The organism is Ruegeria sp. CH5 (assembly GCF_056537025.1).
The window spans coordinates 292,224-312,318 of the sequence record NZ_JBQFQT010000005.1; the positions used below are offsets into that span (position 1 = coordinate 292,224).

Here is a 20,095-nt window from a genome sequence, read left to right on the forward strand (position 1 = left end):
TTGATGTATCCCCATGGGGGGGATAGGGTTAATGCATGAACCCTCACAAGCATTCAACTCACCCGCAGATCATCGCGCGCCTGAAACGCGCACATGGGCATCTGGCCAAGGTCATCGCAATGCTGGACGACCAGGAGCCCTGTCCGGACATCGCTCAGCAGCTTTTCGCCGTGGAAAAGGCGATCACGAATGCCAAGCGGACACTGATCCATGATCATGTCGACCATTGCCTTGCTTCGGGCGACGCCGACTCGGTCGACGCCTTCAAGGCCATCACCAAGTACCTGTGATGCTGAGCGTTCTGCAAAACCGGGTCTATCGTCACCTGCTTGCTGCGCAAATCGTGGCCTTGACGGGCACCGGTCTTGCCACGGTGGCCCTGGGGCTTCTGGCCTACGATCTGGCTGGTAGCTCTGCGGCCCTGGTTCTGGGTACGGCACTGACGATAAAGATGGTTGCCTATGTTTCGGTCGCGCCGGTGGCGGCGGCCTTTGCGGAACGGCTGAACCGACGAAAACTCCTTGTGACGCTGGACCTCGTCCGCGCCGCAGTGGCCCTGTGCCTGCCGTTCGTGACCGACATCTGGCAGGTCTACGTTCTGATCTTCGTTCTGCAATCTGCCTCAGCCGGGTTCACCCCGGCGTTCCAAGCCACGATACCAGACGTTCTGACCGACCAGCAGGACTATACCAAGGCGCTGTCGCTGTCGCGCCTGGCCTATGATCTGGAAAGTCTGGTGAGCCCGATGCTGGCTGCGTTCCTTCTGATCTTCGTCAGCTTCGACAGCCTGTTTCTGGGAACAAGCCTCGGTTTTGTCGCCTCGGCCTTGTTGGTCATGTCGGTTGCCCTTCCCTCACCCACGCCCGTCCGGTCGCGCGGGATCTTCGACCGCACAACCCGCGGTCTGCGGATCTATCTGGCCACACCGCGCCTTCGGGGGTTGCTGGCTTTGAGTTGGAGCGCCGCAGCGCTCAGCGCGATGGTCCTGGTCAATACCGTCGTCATCGTGCGTGCAAGCCTGGGGTTGTCCGACAGTGCCGTGGCCATCGCGCTGGCCGGATTTGGGAGCGGGTCCATGCTGGCGGCATTTGTCTTGCCGGCGGTTTTGCGGCGGTTCGAGGACCGCAAAGTGATGCTGACGGGTGCGACAATTGCCACCGCGGCCATGGCGTTTGCTGCGATCCTGTCTGCAGCTGTACCCATGAGCCTTGCCGGGCTGTCCGCAATCTGGGCACTGGTCGGCTTCGGATACTCGGCAACCCTGACCCCGTCGGGGCGCCTGCTGACCCGGTCGGCCCACGCCGAAGACCGTCCGGCCGTCTTCGCCGCCCAATTCACCCTGTCGCATGCCTGCTGGTTGGTTCTCTACCCGCTGGCCGGATGGGTCATGACAGCGTTCGGTGCGACAGTGGCCATGGCTTTGTTGACCGTTCTGTCACTGTGCGGTCTGGTCGGAGCTCTGTTGGCATGGCCTCGCGCCGAGCCGGGCGCGGTCATCCACCAGCATCCGGACCTGCCGGTCGACCATCCGCACCTGTCCGGATCGGCAGAGCACGCCCACCCGATCATCATCGACGACCTTCACCCCCGATACCCGCATCAGCCTTGAGCGCAGGCGCCAAACTGGCATACACCCGAACCATCCCTTCGGAACACGGAGCATCGATGGACCAGCTTGATCGCCGCATCATTGCCGCGCTGCAACACAACGCGCGGGCCTCGACCACCCATATCGCGGCAACGCTCGGGGTGGCCCGGACTACGGTGCATGAACGTATCAGCCGAATGGAGAGAAACGGTGTGATCGCCGGATATTCGGTGATCCTGCGCCAGGCCGAGGACACGCCCAAGGTCCAGGTCGTTGTCCTGCTGGAGGTACAGCAGAAAGAAACCGCCCGCATTATCAAGCGGCTGGAAGCCTATCCAGAGGTCAAGCTGTGCCTGTCGATCAATGGAGAATTCGATCTGTTGCTGTCCGCCGAAGCGCCGCGGATCGAGGATCTGGACATTCTGGTTGATGAGCTAGCGGCGATCCCGGGAGTGCTGCGGACCAACACCAGCGTTGTGTTCGGCCGCCGCATCGATCGGGGCTGAGGTCCCGATAACCCTCTGTAAACCCAAAACTGGCTAGCTTGGCCCGGACACAAGAATCCCCGGACCGGCAGAATGCCAGAGCTCAAGTTTTTCATCTCGATCGCCGTTTGGCTTACCGCCGCCGCGCCTGCCGCCCTAGCATGGTCGGATGGCCACGCGATTGACGTCTGCGACCGGGCCGCGCGTCGGGCGGCAATAGCCGAAGGTGTGCCGCAGGATATCCTGTTGGCCGTTACCCGAACCGAGACCGGGCGCACGATGAAGGGCCGCCTGACACCCTGGCCCTGGACCGTCAATGTCGAGGGCAAAGGGTACTGGTTCGCCACCGAGACCGAGGCCAAGGCCTTTGTCTTCGACGTGTTCAAAGCGGGTGCGCGCAGTTTTGATATAGGCTGCTTCCAGATCAACTACCGCTGGCATGGCAAAGCTTTCCGGTCCATAGACGCTATGTTTGATCCGGATCAGAACGCAGCCTACGCCGCGCAGTTCCTGAAGACGCTCCATGCCGAACATGGTTCGTGGGGGCATGCGGTTGGTGCCTATCACTCGCGCACGCCGGACCTCGCACAGGCTTATACGGACCGGTTTGAAACCATCCTCGCCAATCTCGACGGCGTGCGGCTGGCGCAACCGGGACCCCCGGGCCGCGATCCTTTTTCCCGGGCGGCCGCGCCTTTGATCCCGCCCGGTCGTGGCCGAACCGGGACGGGCCGCTTGGGCTCATTGGTTCCCTCCTCCGCCGCTGCTGCTGCGTTCATCGCGTTCGATCAGGAGTGACGCGTGCCAAAGCTTGACGCCCGATCCCTGTTTTCACCCACCGTTCTACTGGCGTTGGCCTTGATGACGGTGATCGTCATGATGATCCTGCCAATGCCATCCTGGGTGCTGGACATTGGCCTTGCGGCCTCGTTCGCGCTAGCCATCCTGATTTTCACCCTGACCCTGTTCATCGAGCGACCGTTGGATTTCTCGTCCTTTCCAACGATCCTGCTGGCTTCGCTGATGCTGCGCCTGTCGCTCAACGTGTCGTCGACAAAGCTGATCATCGGGCAGGGTCATACCGGGCCCAACGCCGCCGGTGACGTCATCGAGGGCTTTGCCCAATTCGTCATGAGCGGCAGCATCTTCCTGGGCCTCGTGGTGTTCGGCGTGCTGCTGATCGTGAATTTCATGGTGATTACCAAAGGTGCGGCGCGCATGGCCGAGGTCGGGGCCCGCTTTGCCCTTGACGGTATGCCGGGCAAACAGCTTGCCATCGACAGCGACATGTCTGCCGGCGCCATCGATCATCAGCAAGCCAAGGAACGGCGCGAGCTTGAGCAACAAGAAACCACCTTTTTCGGGTCGCTGGACGGGGCATCCAAATTCGTCAAGGGCGACGCGATTGCCGGGCTGCTGATTACCCTGCTCAACCTGGTGATGGGGTTGATCATGGGGGTGATCGTGCACAGTATGCCGGTCGCCTCGGCGTTTGAAACCTATGCGATCCTGACCGTTGGTGACGGGTTGGTCACGCAGATACCGGCTGTCATCATCTCTATCGCATCCGCCCTGTTGCTGGCCCGCGGTGGCACGCAGGGTGCAACCGACACCGCCTTGTTCTCGCAACTGGGGCGTCATCCGGCTGCGCTGGCAACCGTTGCGATCCTGATGGTGCTGTTTGCGCTGGTGCCCGGGTTGCCTTTTCCGCCGTTCATTCTCGGCGGCGTGATCCTGGGCTATGCGGCCTTTGTTGTTCACAAAAAACAATCGGCTGCCACAGAGGCGGCGCAGATGCCGGCTTCGGACGCCGAGCCCAAGGCCTCACAAGGCATCGGAGACGTCCTTGACCTCGACGACGTTCACCTCGAATTTGCCCCGGATCTGGTCAGCATGGTGTTGAACCCCGGCACCGGATTGGACGCTCGGATCGCCAACATGCGGACCTACGTCGCGTCGAGCTTTGGATTGATCCTGCCGGAGATCCGGCTGACCGACCGGGCCGACTTGCCGACGGGCACTTACGTCATTCGTGTTCAGGGCGTCGAACAGGCCCGGGGAGTGCTTCACCCCGACCTGATCCTGGCGCTGGTGCAGGACGGGCTGGACCTGTTGCCGGAAGGCAATGACGTCACCGAACCCGTCTACGGCGCGCCCGCCCGATGGATCTTGCCCAAGGATCAAGAGGCCGCCGCGCTGAGCGGTGCAACCATCGTCACCCCGCCCGAGATTCTGGCGACCCATCTGCTGGAAATCATCAAGCAGAACTTCCCGCGCCTGCTGACCCTGAAATCCCTGCGTCGGTTCCTGTCCGAGATGACCCGCCTCAGCGACCCGGTCCGGGCCGAGGCAAACCGAAAGCTGCTGGATGAGCTGATCCCCGACAAGGTTCCGATCGACACCCTGCACGCGGTTTTGCGTCTGCTGCTCGAAGAACGGGTTTCGATCCGCAACATGGCGCTGATCCTGGAGAGCGTCGCCGAAGCGCGGATGACCACGACGCAGCCTGAGGCGATCTGTGAGATCGTGCGCCAGCGACTGGGCTTCCAGCTGGTGGCGGACCTGAAGCGTGGCGACGGCTCGATTCCCCTGATCCAGTTGGCGCCGGAATGGGAGGAGACCTTCTCCACCTACCAGATCGACACTCCGAATGCTGTATTGGATGTGGCGCTGCCCCCCAATCTGTTCAACAAACTGGCCGATGGCGTCGTCACGACGATAACACGCAGCGCGGATCAGGGTGTGTTCCCGGCGTTGGTAACCTCGACGCGGCGGCGCAGGTTGCTGCGTACCATCATGCACGCGCGGGGAATCTCGAATCCAGTCCTGTCGTTCGAAGAAATTGGGCTCGAAGCGCGGCCGGCGCTGGTCGGAACGGTGCCGGCGTGATTGGGCTGCCGCCGGATTTGCTGGCTCAGCTGGGGGGCATCCTGTGGTCCTCGTTTGCGGTTTTTCTCAGGGTTTCAGCGGTGGTTTCCCTGCTGCCAGCCTTCGGGGAGCGCAGCATTCCAACCCGTGTAAAGCTGGGGGTCGCAATCGCATTCACGCTGGTCGTCGCGCCGTCGGTTTCCGTTGCCGAGCCCGACAGTGGCCTGATGCCGCTGGTTCAATTGATACTGACCGAAATCCTGATCGGCCTGACCCTGGGGATCGGACTTCGGCTACTGGTACTCGCCCTTCAAACCGCCGGGTCGATGGCCGCGCAAGCCACGTCGTTGTCGCAGATCCTGGGTGGCGCCGCTGCGGACCCGGCCCCGGCGATGGGTCATTTCTTGACCCTGTCCGGGTTGGCCCTTGCCACACTGATGGGAATTCACATCCGGGCGACCCAATTCCTGATCGACAGCTATTCACTATTCCCGGTGGGTACGGCCCCAACAGCGACCGATCTTTCCCGTTGGGGGGTGTCGCAGGTATCGGGCAGCTTTGCATTGGCCTTTGGACTGGCCATGCCGTTTGTCATTGCATCATTGATCTACAACCTGGCCCTGGGTGTCATCAACCGGGCCATGCCTCAACTGATGGTCGCCTTTGTAGGCGCGCCGGCAATCACCTTTGCCGGTTTGTTCCTTCTGTTCGCGGGAGCGCCGATCATCCTTGCGGTCTGGTCTGACGTCCTGTTCCAGTACTTGCTTGATCCGACCGGAGCACCGGAATGAGCAGCTCGGACGATGACACTGACAAGTCCTTCGAGGCGACACCGCAGAAACTGCAGAAGGCTCGGGAAAAGGGTGAGGTCGTCAAATCAAATGACCTTTCCGCCGTTGCCGCCTATTCCGGCCTGACAATCGCTCTTTTGGCGGTCGGGCAGTTTTCGACCGAACATTTGGGATCATCCCTGATGGTTCTGATTGATCAGGCCCCGGAACTGTCACGGTTGTTGACGTCTGGCAGCGCGGCTGAACCGGTCGGCGGGCTGATGGAAAAGGTTGCCGTTTCCGCGGGTGTTCTGTTGGCGGTTCCAGCGGCGTTTGTGTTGCTGAACCTCTTGGCACAGCGCGCCCTGGTGTTTGCCCCAAGCAAACTGACGCCGAAGATGTCCCGCATTTCAATCCCATCCAATGCCAAGAACAAGTTCGGTCGTGCCGGACTTTTTGAGTTCCTCAAAAGCTTCATCAAGCTGGTGATCTACAGCATCTGCCTTGCCGTGTTTTTGAAATCCAACCTAGCGGACATCCTGACGGCTGCAGCCAGCCCCGCACGAGCCTCCATCCCGCTGATGATGAACCTACTGTTTCGGTTCCTGTTCATCGTCGTCGCCGTCACGCTGACCATCGGGGTCATCGACTACCTGTGGCAGTATTCCGAGCACATGCGCAAAAATCGAATGTCGCGCAAAGAACTGCAGGACGAGACGAAGGACACGGAAGGCGATCCGCATGTCAAACAGCAGAGACGTCAGCGCGCGCAAGAGATTGCGACCAACCAGATGATGGCCGAGGTTCCGAAGGCTGATGTGGTCATCGTCAACCCCACTCATTTTGCGGTGGCATTGAAATGGACCCGCGCCCATGGAACCGCACCCGTCTGCGTCGCAAAGGGTGTTGACGAAGTTGCCGCGACAATCCGCCGAACGGCGATGGAGTCAGGAGTTCCGATTCATTCGGATCCGCCGACGGCGCGAGCCCTGCATGCGACCGTCGAGGTCGGAAAGGAGATAACGGAAGACCTTTATCGCCCGGTCGCTGCCGCCATCCGATTTGCCGAAGCCATGCGAAAACGCGCGAAAGGAGCGGTCGGATGACACGCGCGAAGCTAAGGGATCTAGCGGCGGTCACGGCGGCTTCATACGAAAGAGAGTTTCAGAAACTGAGCCCGATACTTGAGGCCGAAAGCCGCATTCAGGCACAGATCAGCGCGCTAAACGCGCAGGTCGCCCAAACGGCGTCGGACGCCGCGCAAACCCCTGGGTACCAGATCGCTGGCGCGGACGTCTTGTGGCACGGGTGGGAGTCCAAAACCCGGCGTGACCTCAACACTGAATTGGCGCGGGTCAGATCCCGGAAACTGGCAATGATGGAGGACCTTCGCCAAGCATTCGGCCGCAAGCAGGCGGTTGAGACGTTGCAGCGCGATCAAGAAACCGCGCTGCGCATTGCACGCGCCAGGAAACTGATGAACCAGTAAACCGAAAGCTGAAGCCGGTCCTTTGGCGTCAGGTGTCCTGGCGGCTCACGCTCATGATCAAAACACGGGACACGTCATCGCCAAGGTCCTTTCGGGCAACCTCCAACAGGGACCTTCGCAGCACCTCAAGATTGTCCGATTGCGTGAATTCGCCGTCGAACCCACCAATATTCGCGTGATCAAACAGCACTTGAAGAAACCCGTCCCGCAGTTTCGGTTCGATTTCGTAGAACTCCTCCGAGATGCCCGGCCGGGTTTCCAGGCTCAGCGACATGGTCACCAGAGCAGAGATTTCGTTTTCTTCAACGATCGGAACGACGAACTGTTTGGTCAACTTGAGATATTCATAGGGACCGGCCTTGCCGGACGTCTCACTATGGCCGGAGGTTTTGTTCGCCTTGTCTGCCTTGGCGGTCTCCTCGGCGTGGGGCTCCGGTGCTTTGGCATCGGCCACGGTATCCGCTGGTCCCGGTGTCAAAAGCAGCCCAGCCGTAGCGCCGGCCCCGAGACCTGCAATCAAAAAGAGAACGGGGAGCAGTTTCTTCATCATTTGAACACCTCAGAACGGCAACAGCGCGTCCAGCACCTGTTGCCCGTATCGTGGCTGCTGAACATCCGTGATCTGGCCGCGGCCGCCATAGGACACCCGTGCAGACGCAATCTTGTCATAGGTAATCTCGTTCTGGCGCGAGATGTCCTGCGGACGCACATAGCCAGACACCAGCAGCTCGCGAAGTTCGAAATTCACCCTCAGTTCCTGTGTTCCGGAAATCGACAGGACGCCGTTCGGCAGGACATCGATCACCGTTGCGGCGACGCGCAGTGTCAGCTTTTCCTTGCGTTTCACCGACCCCTTGCCCTTGCTGACTGACGCGGAATCGATCGAAACCGCCTCGTCCAGTGACGCACCATCTGGCAGGTGTTTCGCTGCGCGCTGGGGCAATCCCAAGAGGCCGGGAACCTTGAGATCTTCCGAGCTGCCGCGCGACCGGTTTGTATCGTTCGAGATTTCGGCCTTTTCATCAAGCTCGATCACGACAGTCAGAATATCGCCCTTCTTGATGGCGCGCTGATCACCCAGCAGAGACTGCTGACCCCCACTCCACAGAGACGCGCGGTCCACGGCGCGCTGAGATTGAGTGTGCAACGGCAAACCCGGCCACAACATCGCCACGTGTTCCGGAGTTTCCGTAGTTGGCGTCAAGCTGGGCGGTTTGCCCAGATGGTCCAAACGCCCGCAGGCGGAAAGGGACAGGATGGCCAGCAACAGGGATCTGGACAGTTTCATGATCAAAATACCTCGATTTCGCCGTCGGGACGGATTATTCCGGTTACCGTCGTTCGTGACGACAGGTTCATGACTCGGATGCGATCACCGGCGGCTCCGCGGCCCAGCGCGCGCCCTTCGACCGCGATGGTCAGTCCGCCTTTCACGAAGACCAGCGTCACCAGATCGTTCCGATCGACCAGAGCGGGAGGGCCGACACTTGCCATCAGAATTGGCCGACCGGGATACAGAGCGGTCTTGGCTTCCTGCCCGATCAGGTCTGCAGGATCATTTACCGCGCCGGGTGCCTCACCGGATTTCAACTGAAGATCAGCGGATCCAATGATCTCCTTGGCCCGGATCGTTCTGGTTGGCACGACTATGTCAGCAAAGGCGGCAACCGGAAGAAGCCACAGGGATATGAAGCCGACGACCCGCATCAGCGCACCTGTGTCGTCGCGCCCATCATCTGGTCGACGGCCGAAATCACCTTGGCATTCATTTCATAGCCGCGCTGCGCCTCGATCAGATCGGTCACCTCACGTACCGCATCAACCGAGCTGTCTTCCAAATAGCCTTGACGCAGCATTCCGAGCCCGTCCTCGCCTGGGGTACCCACGATCGGTGCGCCTGAAGCCTCGGTTTCCTTGAACAGGTTGCTGCCGATGGCCTCGAGGCCCTTGGCATTGGAAAAGCTGGCCAGCGTGAATTCCCCCAGCAGTTGCCCTTCCGCGGTGTCGTCAAAATAGGCGTAGACCTCGCCGGACGCGTTGATGGAAATCGACCGCGCGTCGTCCGGGATAGTGATTTCGGGGGCGACCGCAAACCCGTCCGACGTGACGATGAGGCCTTCGGCCGATCGCTTCAGACTGCCGTCACGGGTATAGGCCGACTGACCGTTTGGCAGCACCACCTCGAGATACCCGCGCCCTTCGATCGCAATGTCCAGGTCACTGCCCGTCGCGGACAACGCGCCTTGGGCCAACTCGACGGTCACGGCTGCAGGACGAACACCCAGACCAAGCTGTATTCCCGTCGGCAGGACAGTCCCGTCCGCGGCGTTCACCGTGCCCGCGCGAGCCATCTGCTGATAGTGCAGATCCGCAAATTCAGCCCGCCGGGCGTTGTAGCCCGTGGTCGACATGTTCGCCAGGTTGTTCGAGATCGTCTCGACCCGCATTTGTTGCGCCGCCATTCCGGTCGCGGCAATTTTCAGGGCTCGCATTTCGGTTTCTCCTGCAGTTTCAGATCAGCGCATCAAGGTCTTCAAGGCGCCGCGGACCCTTTCATCTTCGGCGTCCAGAAAACTCTGACCCAGCTCGTAGGCACGCTGGATTTCGATCAGCCGGGCCACTTGGCCGATGGCATTGACGTTCGAACCCTCCAGAAACCGGTTGAGAACCACCGGCTGCTCGACCGGCTCGACCTCGCCTTCCGGTTTGAACAGGGTACTGCCTTCCCGCACCAACTCGGTGCCTTCCGCGGGCTGAATCACCCCGATCTGCCCCAAAACCTGCCCATTCACGCTGAGCGTCCCGTCGCCGCCCACATCAATGGTTGCTGCGTCCGGTGGAATGAAGACTGGGGCCCCGTTGCTGTCCAGTACGCGGTGCCCATCCATCGTAACCAGATCGCCATTGGCGTCCGGTGAAAAGCTGCCCGCCCGGGTCAGACGGTTGCCGGACGGAGTTTCAACCAAGAAAAATCCACTGCCTTCGATTGCAAAATCGAATTGCCCACCGGTTTCCGTCAGCACGCCTTGCGTAAAAGACGTGTTGCGTGCCTGAGCACGGCTCATGGACAGAGAGGGGCTGCCGGGAAGGTCCCGCACAAACTCGGAAAACACCAAACCCTGCTGGCGGTAACCCGTCGTGTGCGCATTGGCGATATTGTTCGCGACCAGACGCATTTCGTTCATCAGCCCGGTTTGACGGGACAAGGTGACGTAGGCTGTATCCATCAGCGGCCTCCTGCAATCAGCGGAACCAGTGTCGAGGTGAAGAATGTGACCAGCGTCTGCGTCATGAACCCCATCGAGACCCAGAACACGATGACGATGGCCACCAACTTGGGAACGAAGGTCAGGGTCATCTCTTGGATGGACGTCAAGGCCTGGAACAGGCCCACGGCCAAACCCGTGACCAGCGCAACCGTCAGAATCGGAACTGACGTGATCACGGCAATCCACAGGGCCTGACGCACGACGTCATAGAACAGACCTTCGCTGAGCATCGTTCAGACCGGCATCCGCAGAATTTCCTGGTAGGCCTCAACGACCTTGTTGCGCACGACAACCGCTGTTTCGACAGCAAGTTCGGTCTGGGCCAGTGCCTGCACGAGGGCATGTGGGTCGGCTTGGCCAATCATGGCGGCATTGGCGACCTCTTCGCTGTGTTTCAGGGTTGCCGCAAAGTCCTGAAAGGTTGCGCGCAGCCCTTGTGCAGCGCCACTTGTTCCCGGATCCGCTTGGGTGGCCGGGCGGGCATGCGCATAGCTCTGAGCCGCGGTGATCGATCGGGTATCCATTCTGGCTTTCCTTTATTTTCTCAACAATTCCATGAGGCTGGCCGACATCTTCCGGGTCTGGTCGAACATTTTGAGGTTTGCTTCGTAACTGCGTTGCGCTTCACGCGCGTCGGCGATCTCGACCATCAGATCGACATTGGACCCTAAGTAATACCCGCTGGCATCCGCCATCGGGTGACTGGGATCATAGATCCGGGGCAACGCCCGCCGGTCCAGCCTGACCCGACCGGCCAGAACCAATTCAGTGCCGTCTTTTTGCACCGTCTCGAAAGGAACCGATTTGCGCCGGTAACCCGGAGTGTCCGCATTCGAGATGTTTTCCGAAACATGGCGCAGGCGCGCGGCTTCCGCCCGCAGCGCGCTGGCGGTGACGGCCAGGGATTTGGAGAAATCGCTCATGACGGTCTCCTCACGCCTTGCCCAGACCGGTGCGCAGGATCCCGATCGAGGATTTGTAGATGGCCAGCGCGCGGTCATGCTGTCGCTTGACCTCGACCGCATTCAGCATTTCTTCTTCAAGCGAAACCCCATTGCCATTGGGATCGACTGCGCCGCCGCGCATATGTTCGGCCAAAGTCATGCCGCCCGGCCCGACACCGTTCAAATGCCCTTCGCGGGTCGCGCTCATTGCGCTGGTGGCACTGGATTTCTCAAAGGCTTCCGCGAAAGGCTCAATATCGCGAGCCCGGTAGCCGGGCGTATCCGCGTTGGCCATGTTGCGCGAGATGACGGCCTGCCGTTGTCCGGCGTGGGTTGCCAAGGCGTACGCAACTGTAAAGACGTTCAGGTCCGAGAACATCGGGGCTTCTCCCTCGATCAATTTCAATCAAGGCTTAACCCCGATTCCTTTAGAAACCGTTTTCAGAAACCAATTGGAGCCGACGCCATGTCCGACCTCGATCCCTCGATTCTGAAGTACCAGTTCGATCGACTTTCTCCGGTGCGGCACATGGGTCTGGTCGCGGGTGTTTCCGGTGGGGTGATCGAGGTCGAAGGGCTGGCAGAACAAGCGCGCATCGGCGACCATCTGATTTTGCAGCGACGCCACGACCAACCGTTGGCCGGCGAAGTGTTGCAGGTCGAGGCCGGCGCTGTTCACATGCTGCCTGGCGCAGCCCCTGACGGCGTGCGCCTGGGGGACCGGGTCTATCTTGAGCCGACTCCGGTTTTTGCACCCGGTTTGCATTGGCTTGGTCGCGTGGTCGATCCGTTCGGCAAACCGCTGGACGGCAAACCGCTTCTGCCCGGGGCGCAGGCCCGCAACGTCATGTCCGCGCCACCCCGGGCCGTCGACCGCAAACCGCTGGGAGACCGTATGGCCACCGGGCTGGCGATTCTGAACACCCTGCTTCCGGTCGTCCAGGGGCAGCGTGTCGGTCTCTTTGCGGGGTCGGGTTTGGGAAAATCAAGTTTGCTGGCAACGCTGGCCAGATCCATGCAAGCCGATGCCGTGGTCGTCGCGCTGGTAGGCGAACGCGGGCGCGAGGTGAATGAATTCGTCGAGACCGCGTTGGGCGCCGAAGGTCTGAGGCGCTCGATCGTGGTCGCGGCCACGTCCGACCAATCAGCACTGGCCCGCCGGCGCTGCGCCTGGTCTGCGATGGCAGCGGCCGAGTTTTTGCGGGATCAGGGTCTGAGCGTTCTGTTCCTGTGCGACTCTGTCACCCGGTTCGCCGAGGCGCATCGCGAGATCGCCGTCGCCATGGGTGAGGCCCCGTCCCTGCGGGGTTTTCCGCCTTCGGTCACACCGATGATCGCCGGCCTTTGTGAACGCGCCGGCCCGGGAACCGCCGATCAGGGCGACATCACCGCCGTGTTCAGCGTTCTGGTCGCGGGTTCGGACATGGATGAACCGGTGGCCGACATCCTGCGCGGCGTTCTTGACGGGCATATCGTGCTAAGTCGCGAGATCGCCGAGCGAGGGCGCTTTCCAGCCATCGCGCTCAGCCGTTCGGTCTCGCGCTCTTTACCGGCTGCGGCGACACCCGAGGAAAACAAGCTGATCACCGAAGCCCGCCGGTTGGTCGGAAGCTACGAGCAGTCCGAAGTGATGATCAAGGCGGGTCTGTACACGCCGGGCACGGACCCGCTCCTGGATCAGGCGGTTCGCATCCATGACGAGCTTGATGGCTTTTTCGGCAAACTCGATCCGTACGGAGTCCAGAACAGTTTCAACCGCCTTTCGGTCATCCTGCGCCGGGCCAGCGCCGGGATGGTCCAATGATGGGTCGGCAAAGGTCTGAACAGTTTTAGATATTAAGCCGCCCTTAATCCCCGCGCTGTTAATCCAATGGGTGGGTGAAAAAGGGTGGTTTAGATGGGTGCGCAATCAAATGCGGCGCCGATCATCATCAAGAAGAAGCGCGTTTCGGGTGGCGATGGCCATCACGGCGGCGCCTGGAAGGTCGCGTATGCGGACTTCGTGACGGCCATGATGGCGTTCTTCATGTTGATGTGGCTGTTGAACGCAACGACAGAAAAGCAACGCAAGGGTTTGGCGGACTACTTCTCTCCGACAATTCCGATCAATCCCGTTTCCGGCGGGGGCGACGGGGCCTTTGGGGGCGACAATATGTTCTCGGAGAAAACCATGGTGATGGACGGCTCGGGAGCGACGAACAAGAACCCGACCGAGGCCAAGCGCGCGCGGGGTTCGACCGGTGTGGATGCCGATGGCGGCGGGCGCGGCGCGTTCGAAGACTTCTCGTCTCTCGAGGCTCGGCTGCTGGGGCGCTCCGGCGAAAGCATGGTGTCCCAAAAGGCCTTGAAGCATATTGTCACTCGAGTGACGGACGAGGGTCTGATCGTCGAGCTGTTCGATACCGAAGATGAGCCGCTGTTCGAGAGAGGTTCCGATTCTCCAACGCAGATGATGCGTGCACTGGTACTGCTGGTTGCACGTTCATCGGACATGGTGATGAATTCCATCTCGGTCGAGGGTCACGTGCATTCCTCTCCGGTGGTTCTGGCCCGAAATCCGTCGTGGGATCTGTCGACTTCGCGCGCGCAGGTGGTACGGCAGATGCTTCAGGACAAGGGGGTCGGCGCCAAACGGCTTGAACGGGTCACGGGTCATGCCGATCGCAAGCTGGCGGTGAAAAACCCGATGGCGGCCCGCAACAACCGGATCGAGATCGTGTTTCTACGCAATCCCTGAGATCGGAGGATATCTGGTATTTTACTTGTTAGCGCGCTGTTAAGGCCCAGCGCGTTAGCTGTTGCGGGAACGATTTACGCAACAGAAGGGCGTGCCGATGACAATTTCCTCTTCGCTGAATGCCGGTGTGGCCAGCTTGAAGGCCAACGCGAACAGGTTGGCGACCATATCGGACAATATCGCCAACTCTTCGACCTACGGTTACAAGCGGGTTGAGACGGATTTTCATTCGATGGTGACGTCGGGCCAGGGCGGAAGCTATTCGGCGGGCGGCGTCCGGACCACCAGCCAGCGACTGATCGATCAGCGTGGCTCGCTGGTTACCACCAACAACTCAACCGACCTGGCCGTGCGCGGCCGGGGCATGCTGCCGGTTCGCCCAAGTTCCCAGATCGGAACCGATTCAAACGAAATGCTTCTGACCACCACCGGATCCTTCCGAACCAATGCGGAAGGGTATCTGGTTACCGAGTCCGGACTTGTGCTGCTGGGCTGGCCCGCCAACGCCGATGGGTCCATTCCCAACGTTTCGCGCGACACACCCGCAGCGTTGCAGCCGGTTCAACTCAGCGTCAATCAATTGTCCGGCTCGCCGACCACCGCAATGAACCTGCGCATGAACCTGCCCGCCACGGCCACCGATGCCGGCGCACCTGGTGACACGCAGCCCTTGTCCGTCGAATATTTCGACAATTTGGGCAAACCCGAGAATGTCGATATCGAGCTTGTCCCGACGGTGCCGGCCGCCGGGTCCAGCAACGAATGGACGATGATCTTGCGCGACTCCGCTTCGGGCGGTGCCGTGATCGGTGAATATACGCTGACATTTACGGACAGCAGAACCGCAGGCGGTACCCTTGCCAGTGTGACCACCGTGTCCGGTGGCACCTATGATCCAACCACCGGCAGCTTTGTCGTCAACGTCGCCGGCGGCCCGATGGAGGTCAATATCGGTCTGATCGGTGACAGCGATGGAATCACTCAACTGTCCGACACGTTTGCGCCGGTTTCGATCACCCGGGACGGATCCGCAGTCGGGACCATGTCCAGCGTTCAGGTCGATGAAAACGGATACGTCTACGCGCTGTATGACACGGGCGTCACCCGTCGGATGTACCAGATACCGCTGGCGGACGTCCCCAACCCGAATGGGTTGACCGCACTCGACAGCCAGACATATGCGCCGTCTCGCGACAGTGGAACTTATTTCCTGTGGGATGCCGGCGAAGGTCCGACGGGCGAATTGATTTCCTTCGCGCGCGAAGAGTCGACGACCGACGTTGCGACTGAACTGACGTCGATGATCCAAACCCAGCGCGCCTATTCGTCAAGCGCAAAGGTGATCCAGACAGTCGACGAGATGTTGCAGGAAACAACCAACATCAAGCGCTGATCTGAACCTGCAAAGCGGAAAGGAACGGCCTCATGAGCATGTCAACGGCCCTGAATAACGCGCTGGGTGGGCTGGGCGCGGCAAGCCGCGGCGCCGCCGTCGTCTCGGGCAACATAGCCAATGCGCTGACGCCCGGCTACGCCAAGCGGACGTTGGAGCTGACCACCAACTCTATTTCCGGCAACGGCGTCAGGGTCGTGGGAATCACCCGCCATCAAGATCCTGTTCTGATGGCGAACCTGCGCGCGGCAACGGCGGATAACGCGGCGGCCTCGGCAATCTCGGAGTTTTACTCGCAATTCGAAGCATTGGTCGGTACCCCCGATGACGGCAGATCGATCGCGGTATCTTTGAGCGCATTCGAGAACAGCTTGATCACGGCCGCAAGCAATCCCGGCTCGGTCGAGCGCCTGGATCTGGCGGCGCGCGCAGCTGGGGATCTGGTTGCCGATTTGAATAAGGCGTCCGACGGCCTCAGCAAGATGCGTTCTGACGCGGACCGAACAATCGGGACGTATGTCGAAACACTGAATACAAACCTGAAAGATATCGAAGTGTTGAATGCCAAGATCCCGGCTGTTGAGAACGCGGGCGGCGATATCAATGGGTTGCTGGATCAACGCCAGGTTCTCATTGACCAAGTCAACCAGCTGGTTCCGGTCAATATCGTGGCGCGCGACAACAACCGCGTCTCGCTGTACTCCGACGGTGGGCTGATACTTCTAGAAGGATCAGCCGCAGAGTTCGCGTTCTCGGTCACCGGTAATACCAAACCGCACATGACCGTAGGAAACGGACTGCTGTCCGGGCTCGAACTCAATGGACGGCCAGTCCGCACATCCGGTGATTCCGCACAGATCCGCGGCGGCGCTCTGGCAGCCCAGTTTGACATTCGCGACGTGTTGGCCATCGACGCGCATGAGGACCTGGACGCAGTTGCGCGCGATCTGATCGAACGGTTCGAAACTGCCGGCCTGGACCCGACCGCGATGCCGACTGATCCAGGCTTGTTCACCGATGCCGGTTCGCGTTTCGATGCCGCGGCGCCGGCGGGGCTCGCGTCCCGTCTTGAGCTCAACCCGATTGTCGATCCAGATGCCGGCGGCGACAGTTGGAAACTGCGCGCGGGGTTGGGAGCCGTTGCACCCAACGACCCCGGCGAGGCAACCCAGCTGCAGGCTTTTGGCGCCGTATTGACCACGCCGCGCCCTGCCCCAGCTTTCGGCACAGGGGCCCTGCGGGCCAGTGAGGTGTCGGCGGCGCTTTTGTCCAAAGCTGGCACCGCTGCCCATACCGCTCAATCGCGCCAAAGTTACGCATCCAACGCGCAACTCCAAATGGAACAGTTAGTGGCCGAGCAAGGCGTGGACACTGACACCGAGTTGCAGCGCATGATGCAGATTGAACAGGCCTATGCCGCCAATGCGCGGATCGTCACCGTTGTCGACGAATTGATGGATTTGCTGCTGAGGATGTAACCATGACCTTGAACTCGATTGGTGATCTGGCCCGCGGTCTGACCTTGCGTGCGCGCAGCACCGAGATCAAAACGCAGATCGAAACCCTGTCCTATGAAATGTCTACGGGTCAAACCGCTGACATTTCTGGGCGTCTCAGTGGCGATTACTCGCATCTGCTGGACCTGGATCGAAAAATTGCACAGCTGGACGCCTTCTCTACGGCGACCGCCGAGGCAAATCTGTTTGCTGATGCCACTCAGATCAGCCTCGAGACATTTGAGACCTCGATCGGCGAGGTTTCGGCTTCTCTGCTCGCGTTTGGGACGTCCAACCAAGCGACTTCGCATGCTCAGGCCTCGGCTCAGGCGCGCAACGAACTGGACACGATGATTTCTTCACTGAACACGCGGGTCGGTGGCCGCAGCTTGTTCGCGGGAACCGCCACGGACACCTCTCCGTTGAAGTCGACGGAAACGCTACTGGCTGCTCTGCGAACCGAATTGGCAGGGCTGACAACCCTGACCGATATTCGCCAGGCGGCCGACGATTGGTTCAATGACCCTGCCGGATTCGAGGCAGTCATGTACAACGGGTCCAACACGACCCTCGCACCAATGCAGATTTCGGAGACCGAGCGGGTGAACATGCCGTTCACGGCCAATGATCCGAAACTTCGGGATGGATTGCGCGATGTCGCGCTTGCGGCCTTGGCGACGGAGGGCGCGCTGGGATGGCCACCAGACCTGCAGACTGCCTTGTTTACCGATCTGGGCGTGGCTCTGGCCAACACCAAAGATGACGTCGTGACGATGCGCGCTCAGATCGGAGCGGTGCAAGCCCGCATCGAACAGGCCGAAACACGAAATGCGGCGGCCAGGACCAGTTTTGAATACGCGCGCAACGAACTTGTCGCCGCCGATCCCTACGAAACTGCGGCACACCTGCAGACCGTGCAGTTCCAGCTCGAAAGCCTCTATTCGGTCACTGTCCGCAACTCGACCCTATCATTGGTGAATTTCCTGAGATGAGACTTCTGGCCTTCCTTCTGATCATGCTGCCTTCGGTGGCGGTTTCCGGGGCTGTCCGGCTCAAGGATCTAGTGAATTTTGACGGTGTGCGCGGCAATGACCTCGTGGGATATGGCCTTGTCGTTGGACTGAACGGAACCGGTGACGGGCTGCGCAATTCTCCGTTCACCGAAGAAATCATGTCGAACATACTGGAACGGTTGGGTGTAAACGTCACTGGCGAGGACTTTCGCCCCAAGAACGTCGCCGCCGTTCTTGTCACCGCCACCCTTCCGCCCTTTGCGAGGGTGGGCGGGCAGATCGATGTGACCGTTTCGGCGATCGGAGATTCCAAAAGCCTGCTGGGCGGCACGCTCGTCATGACACCGTTGAACGCCGCGGATGGGCAGATCTACGCAGTTGCGCAGGGCACCGTTCTGGCAGGTGGTGCAGTCGCCGAGGGCGACGCTGCATCGGTTGTTCAAGGAGTCCCGACATCCGGTGTCATCCCCGCCGGGGCCCGGGTCGAGCAGGAGATCGACTTTGAATTGTCAGGTCTTTCCCAATTGCGGTTGGCCCTGCGCGAGCCGGACTTTACGACCGCCGGTCGGATCGAAGCGGCCATCAACCGCGAGTTCAATCGCGCCGTTGCGGTCATGCGCGACTCGGGCACGGTGGAATTGAGCATCCCGGAAACGCGGGCTCCTTCCACGGCGCATGCGATCGGCCGGATCGAAAACATCCTGATTGAACCTGAAACCAAAGCGCGGGTGGTTGTAGATCAGCGCTCCGGCACGATCGTCATGGGGCAGGAGGTCCGAATCTCACGTGTCGCGGTTTCCCAAGGCAACCTGACACTTCGGGTAGAGGAATCTCCGATCGCCGTTCAGCCCAACCCCTTTGCCAGAGGGGAGACCGTTGTTGTGCCGCGAACCATCGCAGGGATTGAGGAGGACGCCGGCACCGGGTTGGCAGAAATACCCGAAGCGACAACGCTGTCGCAGGTGGTTTCCGGCCTGAACGCGTTGGGCGTGTCCCCGCGGGATATGATCGACATCCTCAAGACCATCAAAGCCGCCGGGGCCCTTCATGCCGAGTTTGTCGTCAGATAGCGAGACGCCCAGCCGGGTAGCCGATGGTCAAACTGGTTTCCGGTTCTGGTCTATTTTGACTTCCAACTGTCCAGCCAGCGCCGGAAACTGGATCTTCGTTCGTCGATCGCATCCCCAGCGGCGTAGAGACCATCCTCGACGCTTTCAAGCATGGGGTCGATGCGGGCTTCGCGGAACCTGCGCCAACGCACCCAAAGCGCCCAGACGATGGCAAAAAACACGGTCAGGAAAAGGATGTTGAACCAGGGAATGATGCGGACGTCCGGTCCTTCGACATGTTTGATGAAGATGGCATTCGGGAAGATCGACAGAAACTCGTTGCGCCAGCCGTAGTGGGTCACGACAACCCAATCCGGATCATCCTTGTCCGAGATTGCGTCGTTGGCTTCGGTGTAAAGGTTGGCGGTATCGAACTTAAAATAGGGTGGCCAACCCCAGCTGGTATCTTCGTTCCGATAGACGATCGGCTTGCCGTTCGCCCGCACGGCTTGGATGAACTGCACATCGCGGTTCGAAAGGCTGGTCGACTGATCATCGGGCTCAGACCAGAAAACGCGGGTCCAATCCGTCAGATCCTGCCGCTCTTCGTAGGTGTTTACGATGCGGACAATGTCGTGCTGCGGCAGCGAGTATTGCAGGATCGCACCCAGCGTGATCCAGAAAATCAGGATGAACGCCCATTTGATGTAGACCATTCCCAAAACCTCACATGTAGTTCACGACATAGATCAGCGCGGCGATCGCCACCCAAGGCACGATATAAACACCCAGGATCAGTTTGCGACGGAACGAATTGTCATAGACATGCAATCCGCGTTCGACAAAGGCTTCCTTGTTGCCGGTCTTGCCCTTCTCTTCCCACCACGTCTCAAGCTTTTGCCGCCGGACGCGACGCGAGTAAAGTGACAAGGCAAAGTAGGCAATCGTCTGAACGACAAGCAAACCGAGAAACAGGCGCATTGCTCCGAACATA

Annotated in this window: 25 protein-coding genes; 14 read left to right on the plus strand and 11 right to left on the minus strand. The window is 60.3% G+C overall.

The features are described 5' to 3' along the window. Positions 1-35: 35 nt before the first annotated feature. The 8 genes from ACR0JC_RS16385 (at position 36) to ACR0JC_RS16420 (ending at position 7,200) form a co-directional block, all read left to right on the plus strand. Positions 36-290 carry a metal-sensing transcriptional repressor gene (locus tag ACR0JC_RS16385; protein WP_170343144.1) on the plus strand — a complete coding sequence of 85 codons (255 nt, stop codon included), beginning with the start codon at positions 36-38 and terminating at the stop codon, positions 288-290. After that, the gene (locus ACR0JC_RS16390) at positions 290-1,609 is read left to right on the plus strand and encodes an MFS transporter (protein WP_170343145.1); all 1,320 of its coding nucleotides are present in this window, start codon (positions 290-292) and stop codon (positions 1,607-1,609) included. Before ACR0JC_RS16385 ends, ACR0JC_RS16390 begins: the two co-directional genes overlap by 1 nt. Before the next feature lie 56 nt (positions 1,610-1,665). Continuing rightward, on the plus strand, positions 1,666-2,094 hold the full coding sequence (locus tag ACR0JC_RS16395) for an Lrp/AsnC family transcriptional regulator (RefSeq protein ID WP_093963783.1): 429 nt from the start codon (positions 1,666-1,668) through the stop codon (positions 2,092-2,094). 72 nt (positions 2,095-2,166) lie between these two features. Next, positions 2,167-2,871 (plus strand): transglycosylase SLT domain-containing protein, encoded by a 705-nt coding sequence (locus tag ACR0JC_RS16400; protein WP_170343146.1) that lies wholly within the window; start codon positions 2,167-2,169, stop codon positions 2,869-2,871. Positions 2,872-2,934: 63 nt separating this feature from the next. After that, the gene (gene flhA, locus ACR0JC_RS16405; protein WP_480763997.1) at positions 2,935-4,962 is read left to right on the plus strand and encodes a flagellar biosynthesis protein FlhA; all 2,028 of its coding nucleotides are present in this window, start codon (positions 2,935-2,937) and stop codon (positions 4,960-4,962) included. Continuing rightward, positions 4,959-5,732 carry a flagellar biosynthetic protein FliR gene (locus ACR0JC_RS16410; RefSeq protein ID WP_170343148.1) on the plus strand — a complete coding sequence of 258 codons (774 nt, stop codon included), beginning with the start codon at positions 4,959-4,961 and terminating at the stop codon, positions 5,730-5,732. Before flhA ends, ACR0JC_RS16410 begins: the two co-directional genes overlap by 4 nt. Continuing rightward, positions 5,729-6,817, plus strand: coding sequence for a flagellar type III secretion system protein FlhB (flhB, locus tag ACR0JC_RS16415; protein WP_170343149.1), 1,089 nt, complete (start codon positions 5,729-5,731; stop codon positions 6,815-6,817). Before ACR0JC_RS16410 ends, flhB begins: the two co-directional genes overlap by 4 nt. Next, positions 6,814-7,200, plus strand: a complete 387-nt coding sequence (locus ACR0JC_RS16420) for a hypothetical protein (protein ID WP_174820334.1) — start codon at positions 6,814-6,816, stop codon at positions 7,198-7,200. Before flhB ends, ACR0JC_RS16420 begins: the two co-directional genes overlap by 4 nt. Positions 7,201-7,228: 28 nt before the next feature. Here the strand turns inward: ACR0JC_RS16420 and ACR0JC_RS16425 are convergent, their stop codons facing one another. Genes ACR0JC_RS16425 through ACR0JC_RS16465 form a run of 9 tightly spaced genes read right to left on the minus strand, consistent with a single transcriptional unit; the run spans position 7,229 to position 11,792 of the window. After that, positions 7,229-7,747 carry a flagellar basal body-associated FliL family protein gene (locus tag ACR0JC_RS16425; RefSeq protein WP_170343150.1) on the minus strand — a complete coding sequence of 173 codons (519 nt, stop codon included), beginning with the start codon at positions 7,745-7,747 and terminating at the stop codon, positions 7,229-7,231. A gap of 12 nt (positions 7,748-7,759) precedes the next feature. Beyond that, positions 7,760-8,488: a flagellar basal body L-ring protein FlgH gene (gene flgH, locus ACR0JC_RS16430; protein WP_170343151.1), complete on the minus strand. Its 729-nt coding sequence runs from the start codon at positions 8,486-8,488 to the stop codon at positions 7,760-7,762. Between the two features lie 2 nt (positions 8,489-8,490). Then, entirely contained in the window at positions 8,491-8,907 is a 417-nt protein-coding gene (flgA, locus tag ACR0JC_RS16435) for a flagellar basal body P-ring formation chaperone FlgA (RefSeq protein ID WP_170343152.1), read from the minus strand. Then, complete coding sequence (flgG, locus tag ACR0JC_RS16440) at positions 8,907-9,692, minus strand: flagellar basal-body rod protein FlgG (RefSeq protein ID WP_170343153.1); 786 nt, start codon at positions 9,690-9,692, stop codon at positions 8,907-8,909. The genes flgA and flgG overlap by 1 nt, the downstream gene beginning before the upstream one ends. 24 nt (positions 9,693-9,716) lie before the next feature. After that, complete coding sequence (locus ACR0JC_RS16445; protein ID WP_170342461.1) at positions 9,717-10,427, minus strand: flagellar hook-basal body complex protein; 711 nt, start codon at positions 10,425-10,427, stop codon at positions 9,717-9,719. Further along, positions 10,427-10,699, minus strand: coding sequence for a flagellar biosynthetic protein FliQ (locus ACR0JC_RS16450; protein ID WP_093963653.1), 273 nt, complete (start codon positions 10,697-10,699; stop codon positions 10,427-10,429). Before ACR0JC_RS16450 ends, ACR0JC_RS16445 begins: the two co-directional genes overlap by 1 nt. Before the next feature lie 3 nt (positions 10,700-10,702). After that, positions 10,703-10,993: a flagellar hook-basal body complex protein FliE gene (gene fliE, locus ACR0JC_RS16455; RefSeq protein ID WP_170342463.1), complete on the minus strand. Its 291-nt coding sequence runs from the start codon at positions 10,991-10,993 to the stop codon at positions 10,703-10,705. A 12-nt stretch (positions 10,994-11,005) separates the two neighbouring features. Next, a complete protein-coding gene (gene flgC, locus ACR0JC_RS16460; RefSeq protein ID WP_170342465.1) occupies positions 11,006-11,392 on the minus strand; it encodes a flagellar basal body rod protein FlgC in 387 nt (128 codons plus the stop codon). Between the two features lie 10 nt (positions 11,393-11,402). Further along, positions 11,403-11,792, minus strand: coding sequence for a FlgB family protein (locus ACR0JC_RS16465; protein WP_170342467.1), 390 nt, complete (start codon positions 11,790-11,792; stop codon positions 11,403-11,405). A gap of 87 nt (positions 11,793-11,879) precedes the next feature. Here ACR0JC_RS16465 and ACR0JC_RS16470 point away from each other — a divergent pair, with 87 nt between their 5' ends. From ACR0JC_RS16470 to ACR0JC_RS16495, 6 genes are all read left to right on the plus strand, one after another. After that, positions 11,880-13,217, plus strand: coding sequence for a FliI/YscN family ATPase (locus ACR0JC_RS16470; protein WP_170343154.1), 1,338 nt, complete (start codon positions 11,880-11,882; stop codon positions 13,215-13,217). Positions 13,218-13,310: 93 nt separating this feature from the next. After that, entirely contained in the window at positions 13,311-14,150 is an 840-nt protein-coding gene (locus ACR0JC_RS16475) for a flagellar motor protein MotB (protein WP_170343155.1), read from the plus strand. 97 nt (positions 14,151-14,247) lie between these two features. After that, a complete protein-coding gene (locus ACR0JC_RS16480) occupies positions 14,248-15,543 on the plus strand; it encodes a flagellar hook protein FlgE (RefSeq protein WP_170343156.1) in 1,296 nt (431 codons plus the stop codon). A gap of 38 nt (positions 15,544-15,581) precedes the next feature. Further along, positions 15,582-17,021, plus strand: coding sequence for a flagellar hook-associated protein FlgK (gene flgK, locus ACR0JC_RS16485; RefSeq protein ID WP_254430817.1), 1,440 nt, complete (start codon positions 15,582-15,584; stop codon positions 17,019-17,021). A gap of 2 nt (positions 17,022-17,023) precedes the next feature. Continuing rightward, positions 17,024-18,031, plus strand: coding sequence for a flagellin (locus ACR0JC_RS16490; protein WP_170343158.1), 1,008 nt, complete (start codon positions 17,024-17,026; stop codon positions 18,029-18,031). Then, positions 18,028-19,122, plus strand: coding sequence for a flagellar basal body P-ring protein FlgI (locus tag ACR0JC_RS16495; RefSeq protein ID WP_170343159.1), 1,095 nt, complete (start codon positions 18,028-18,030; stop codon positions 19,120-19,122). The genes ACR0JC_RS16490 and ACR0JC_RS16495 overlap by 4 nt, the downstream gene beginning before the upstream one ends. Positions 19,123-19,172: 50 nt before the next feature. Here the strand turns inward: ACR0JC_RS16495 and ACR0JC_RS16500 are convergent, their stop codons facing one another. Then, the gene (locus ACR0JC_RS16500) at positions 19,173-19,817 is read right to left on the minus strand and encodes a DUF1523 family protein (protein ID WP_170343160.1); all 645 of its coding nucleotides are present in this window, start codon (positions 19,815-19,817) and stop codon (positions 19,173-19,175) included. A gap of 10 nt (positions 19,818-19,827) precedes the next feature. Next, positions 19,828-20,094 carry a hypothetical protein gene (locus ACR0JC_RS16505; protein WP_093963662.1) on the minus strand — a complete coding sequence of 89 codons (267 nt, stop codon included), beginning with the start codon at positions 20,092-20,094 and terminating at the stop codon, positions 19,828-19,830. Between the last annotated feature and the right edge of the window lies 1 nt (position 20,095).

Bases quoted from the DNA above. Each gene is read 5' to 3' on its own strand.
- ACR0JC_RS16385 (WP_170343144.1), top strand. From the start codon at position 36: ATGAACCCTCACAAGCATTCAACTCACCCGCAGATCATCGCGCGCCTG.
- ACR0JC_RS16390 (WP_170343145.1), top strand. From the start codon at position 290: ATGCTGAGCGTTCTGCAAAACCGGGTCTATCGTCACCTGCTTGCTGCG.
- ACR0JC_RS16395 (WP_093963783.1), top strand. From the start codon at position 1,666: ATGGACCAGCTTGATCGCCGCATCATTGCCGCGCTGCAACACAACGCG.
- ACR0JC_RS16400 (WP_170343146.1), top strand. From the start codon at position 2,167: ATGCCAGAGCTCAAGTTTTTCATCTCGATCGCCGTTTGGCTTACCGCC.
- flhA (WP_480763997.1), top strand. From the start codon at position 2,935: ATGACGGTGATCGTCATGATGATCCTGCCAATGCCATCCTGGGTGCTG.
- flhB (WP_170343149.1), top strand. From the start codon at position 5,729: ATGAGCAGCTCGGACGATGACACTGACAAGTCCTTCGAGGCGACACCG.
- ACR0JC_RS16420 (WP_174820334.1), top strand. From the start codon at position 6,814: ATGACACGCGCGAAGCTAAGGGATCTAGCGGCGGTCACGGCGGCTTCA.
- ACR0JC_RS16425 (WP_170343150.1), bottom strand. From the start codon at position 7,747: ATGAAGAAACTGCTCCCCGTTCTCTTTTTGATTGCAGGTCTCGGGGCC.
- flgH (WP_170343151.1), bottom strand. From the start codon at position 8,488: ATGAAACTGTCCAGATCCCTGTTGCTGGCCATCCTGTCCCTTTCCGCC.
- flgA (WP_170343152.1), bottom strand. From the start codon at position 8,907: ATGCGGGTCGTCGGCTTCATATCCCTGTGGCTTCTTCCGGTTGCCGCC.
- flgG (WP_170343153.1), bottom strand. From the start codon at position 9,692: ATGCGAGCCCTGAAAATTGCCGCGACCGGAATGGCGGCGCAACAAATG.
- ACR0JC_RS16445 (WP_170342461.1), bottom strand. From the start codon at position 10,427: ATGGATACAGCCTACGTCACCTTGTCCCGTCAAACCGGGCTGATGAAC.
- ACR0JC_RS16450 (WP_093963653.1), bottom strand. From the start codon at position 10,699: ATGCTCAGCGAAGGTCTGTTCTATGACGTCGTGCGTCAGGCCCTGTGG.
- fliE (WP_170342463.1), bottom strand. From the start codon at position 10,993: ATGGATACCCGATCGATCACCGCGGCTCAGAGCTATGCGCATGCCCGC.
- flgC (WP_170342465.1), bottom strand. From the start codon at position 11,392: ATGAGCGATTTCTCCAAATCCCTGGCCGTCACCGCCAGCGCGCTGCGG.
- ACR0JC_RS16465 (WP_170342467.1), bottom strand. From the start codon at position 11,792: ATGTTCTCGGACCTGAACGTCTTTACAGTTGCGTACGCCTTGGCAACC.
- ACR0JC_RS16470 (WP_170343154.1), top strand. From the start codon at position 11,880: ATGTCCGACCTCGATCCCTCGATTCTGAAGTACCAGTTCGATCGACTT.
- ACR0JC_RS16475 (WP_170343155.1), top strand. From the start codon at position 13,311: ATGGGTGCGCAATCAAATGCGGCGCCGATCATCATCAAGAAGAAGCGC.
- ACR0JC_RS16480 (WP_170343156.1), top strand. From the start codon at position 14,248: ATGACAATTTCCTCTTCGCTGAATGCCGGTGTGGCCAGCTTGAAGGCC.
- flgK (WP_254430817.1), top strand. From the start codon at position 15,582: ATGTCAACGGCCCTGAATAACGCGCTGGGTGGGCTGGGCGCGGCAAGC.
- ACR0JC_RS16490 (WP_170343158.1), top strand. From the start codon at position 17,024: ATGACCTTGAACTCGATTGGTGATCTGGCCCGCGGTCTGACCTTGCGT.
- ACR0JC_RS16495 (WP_170343159.1), top strand. From the start codon at position 18,028: ATGAGACTTCTGGCCTTCCTTCTGATCATGCTGCCTTCGGTGGCGGTT.
- ACR0JC_RS16500 (WP_170343160.1), bottom strand. From the start codon at position 19,817: ATGGTCTACATCAAATGGGCGTTCATCCTGATTTTCTGGATCACGCTG.
- ACR0JC_RS16505 (WP_093963662.1), bottom strand. From the start codon at position 20,094: ATGTTCGGAGCAATGCGCCTGTTTCTCGGTTTGCTTGTCGTTCAGACG.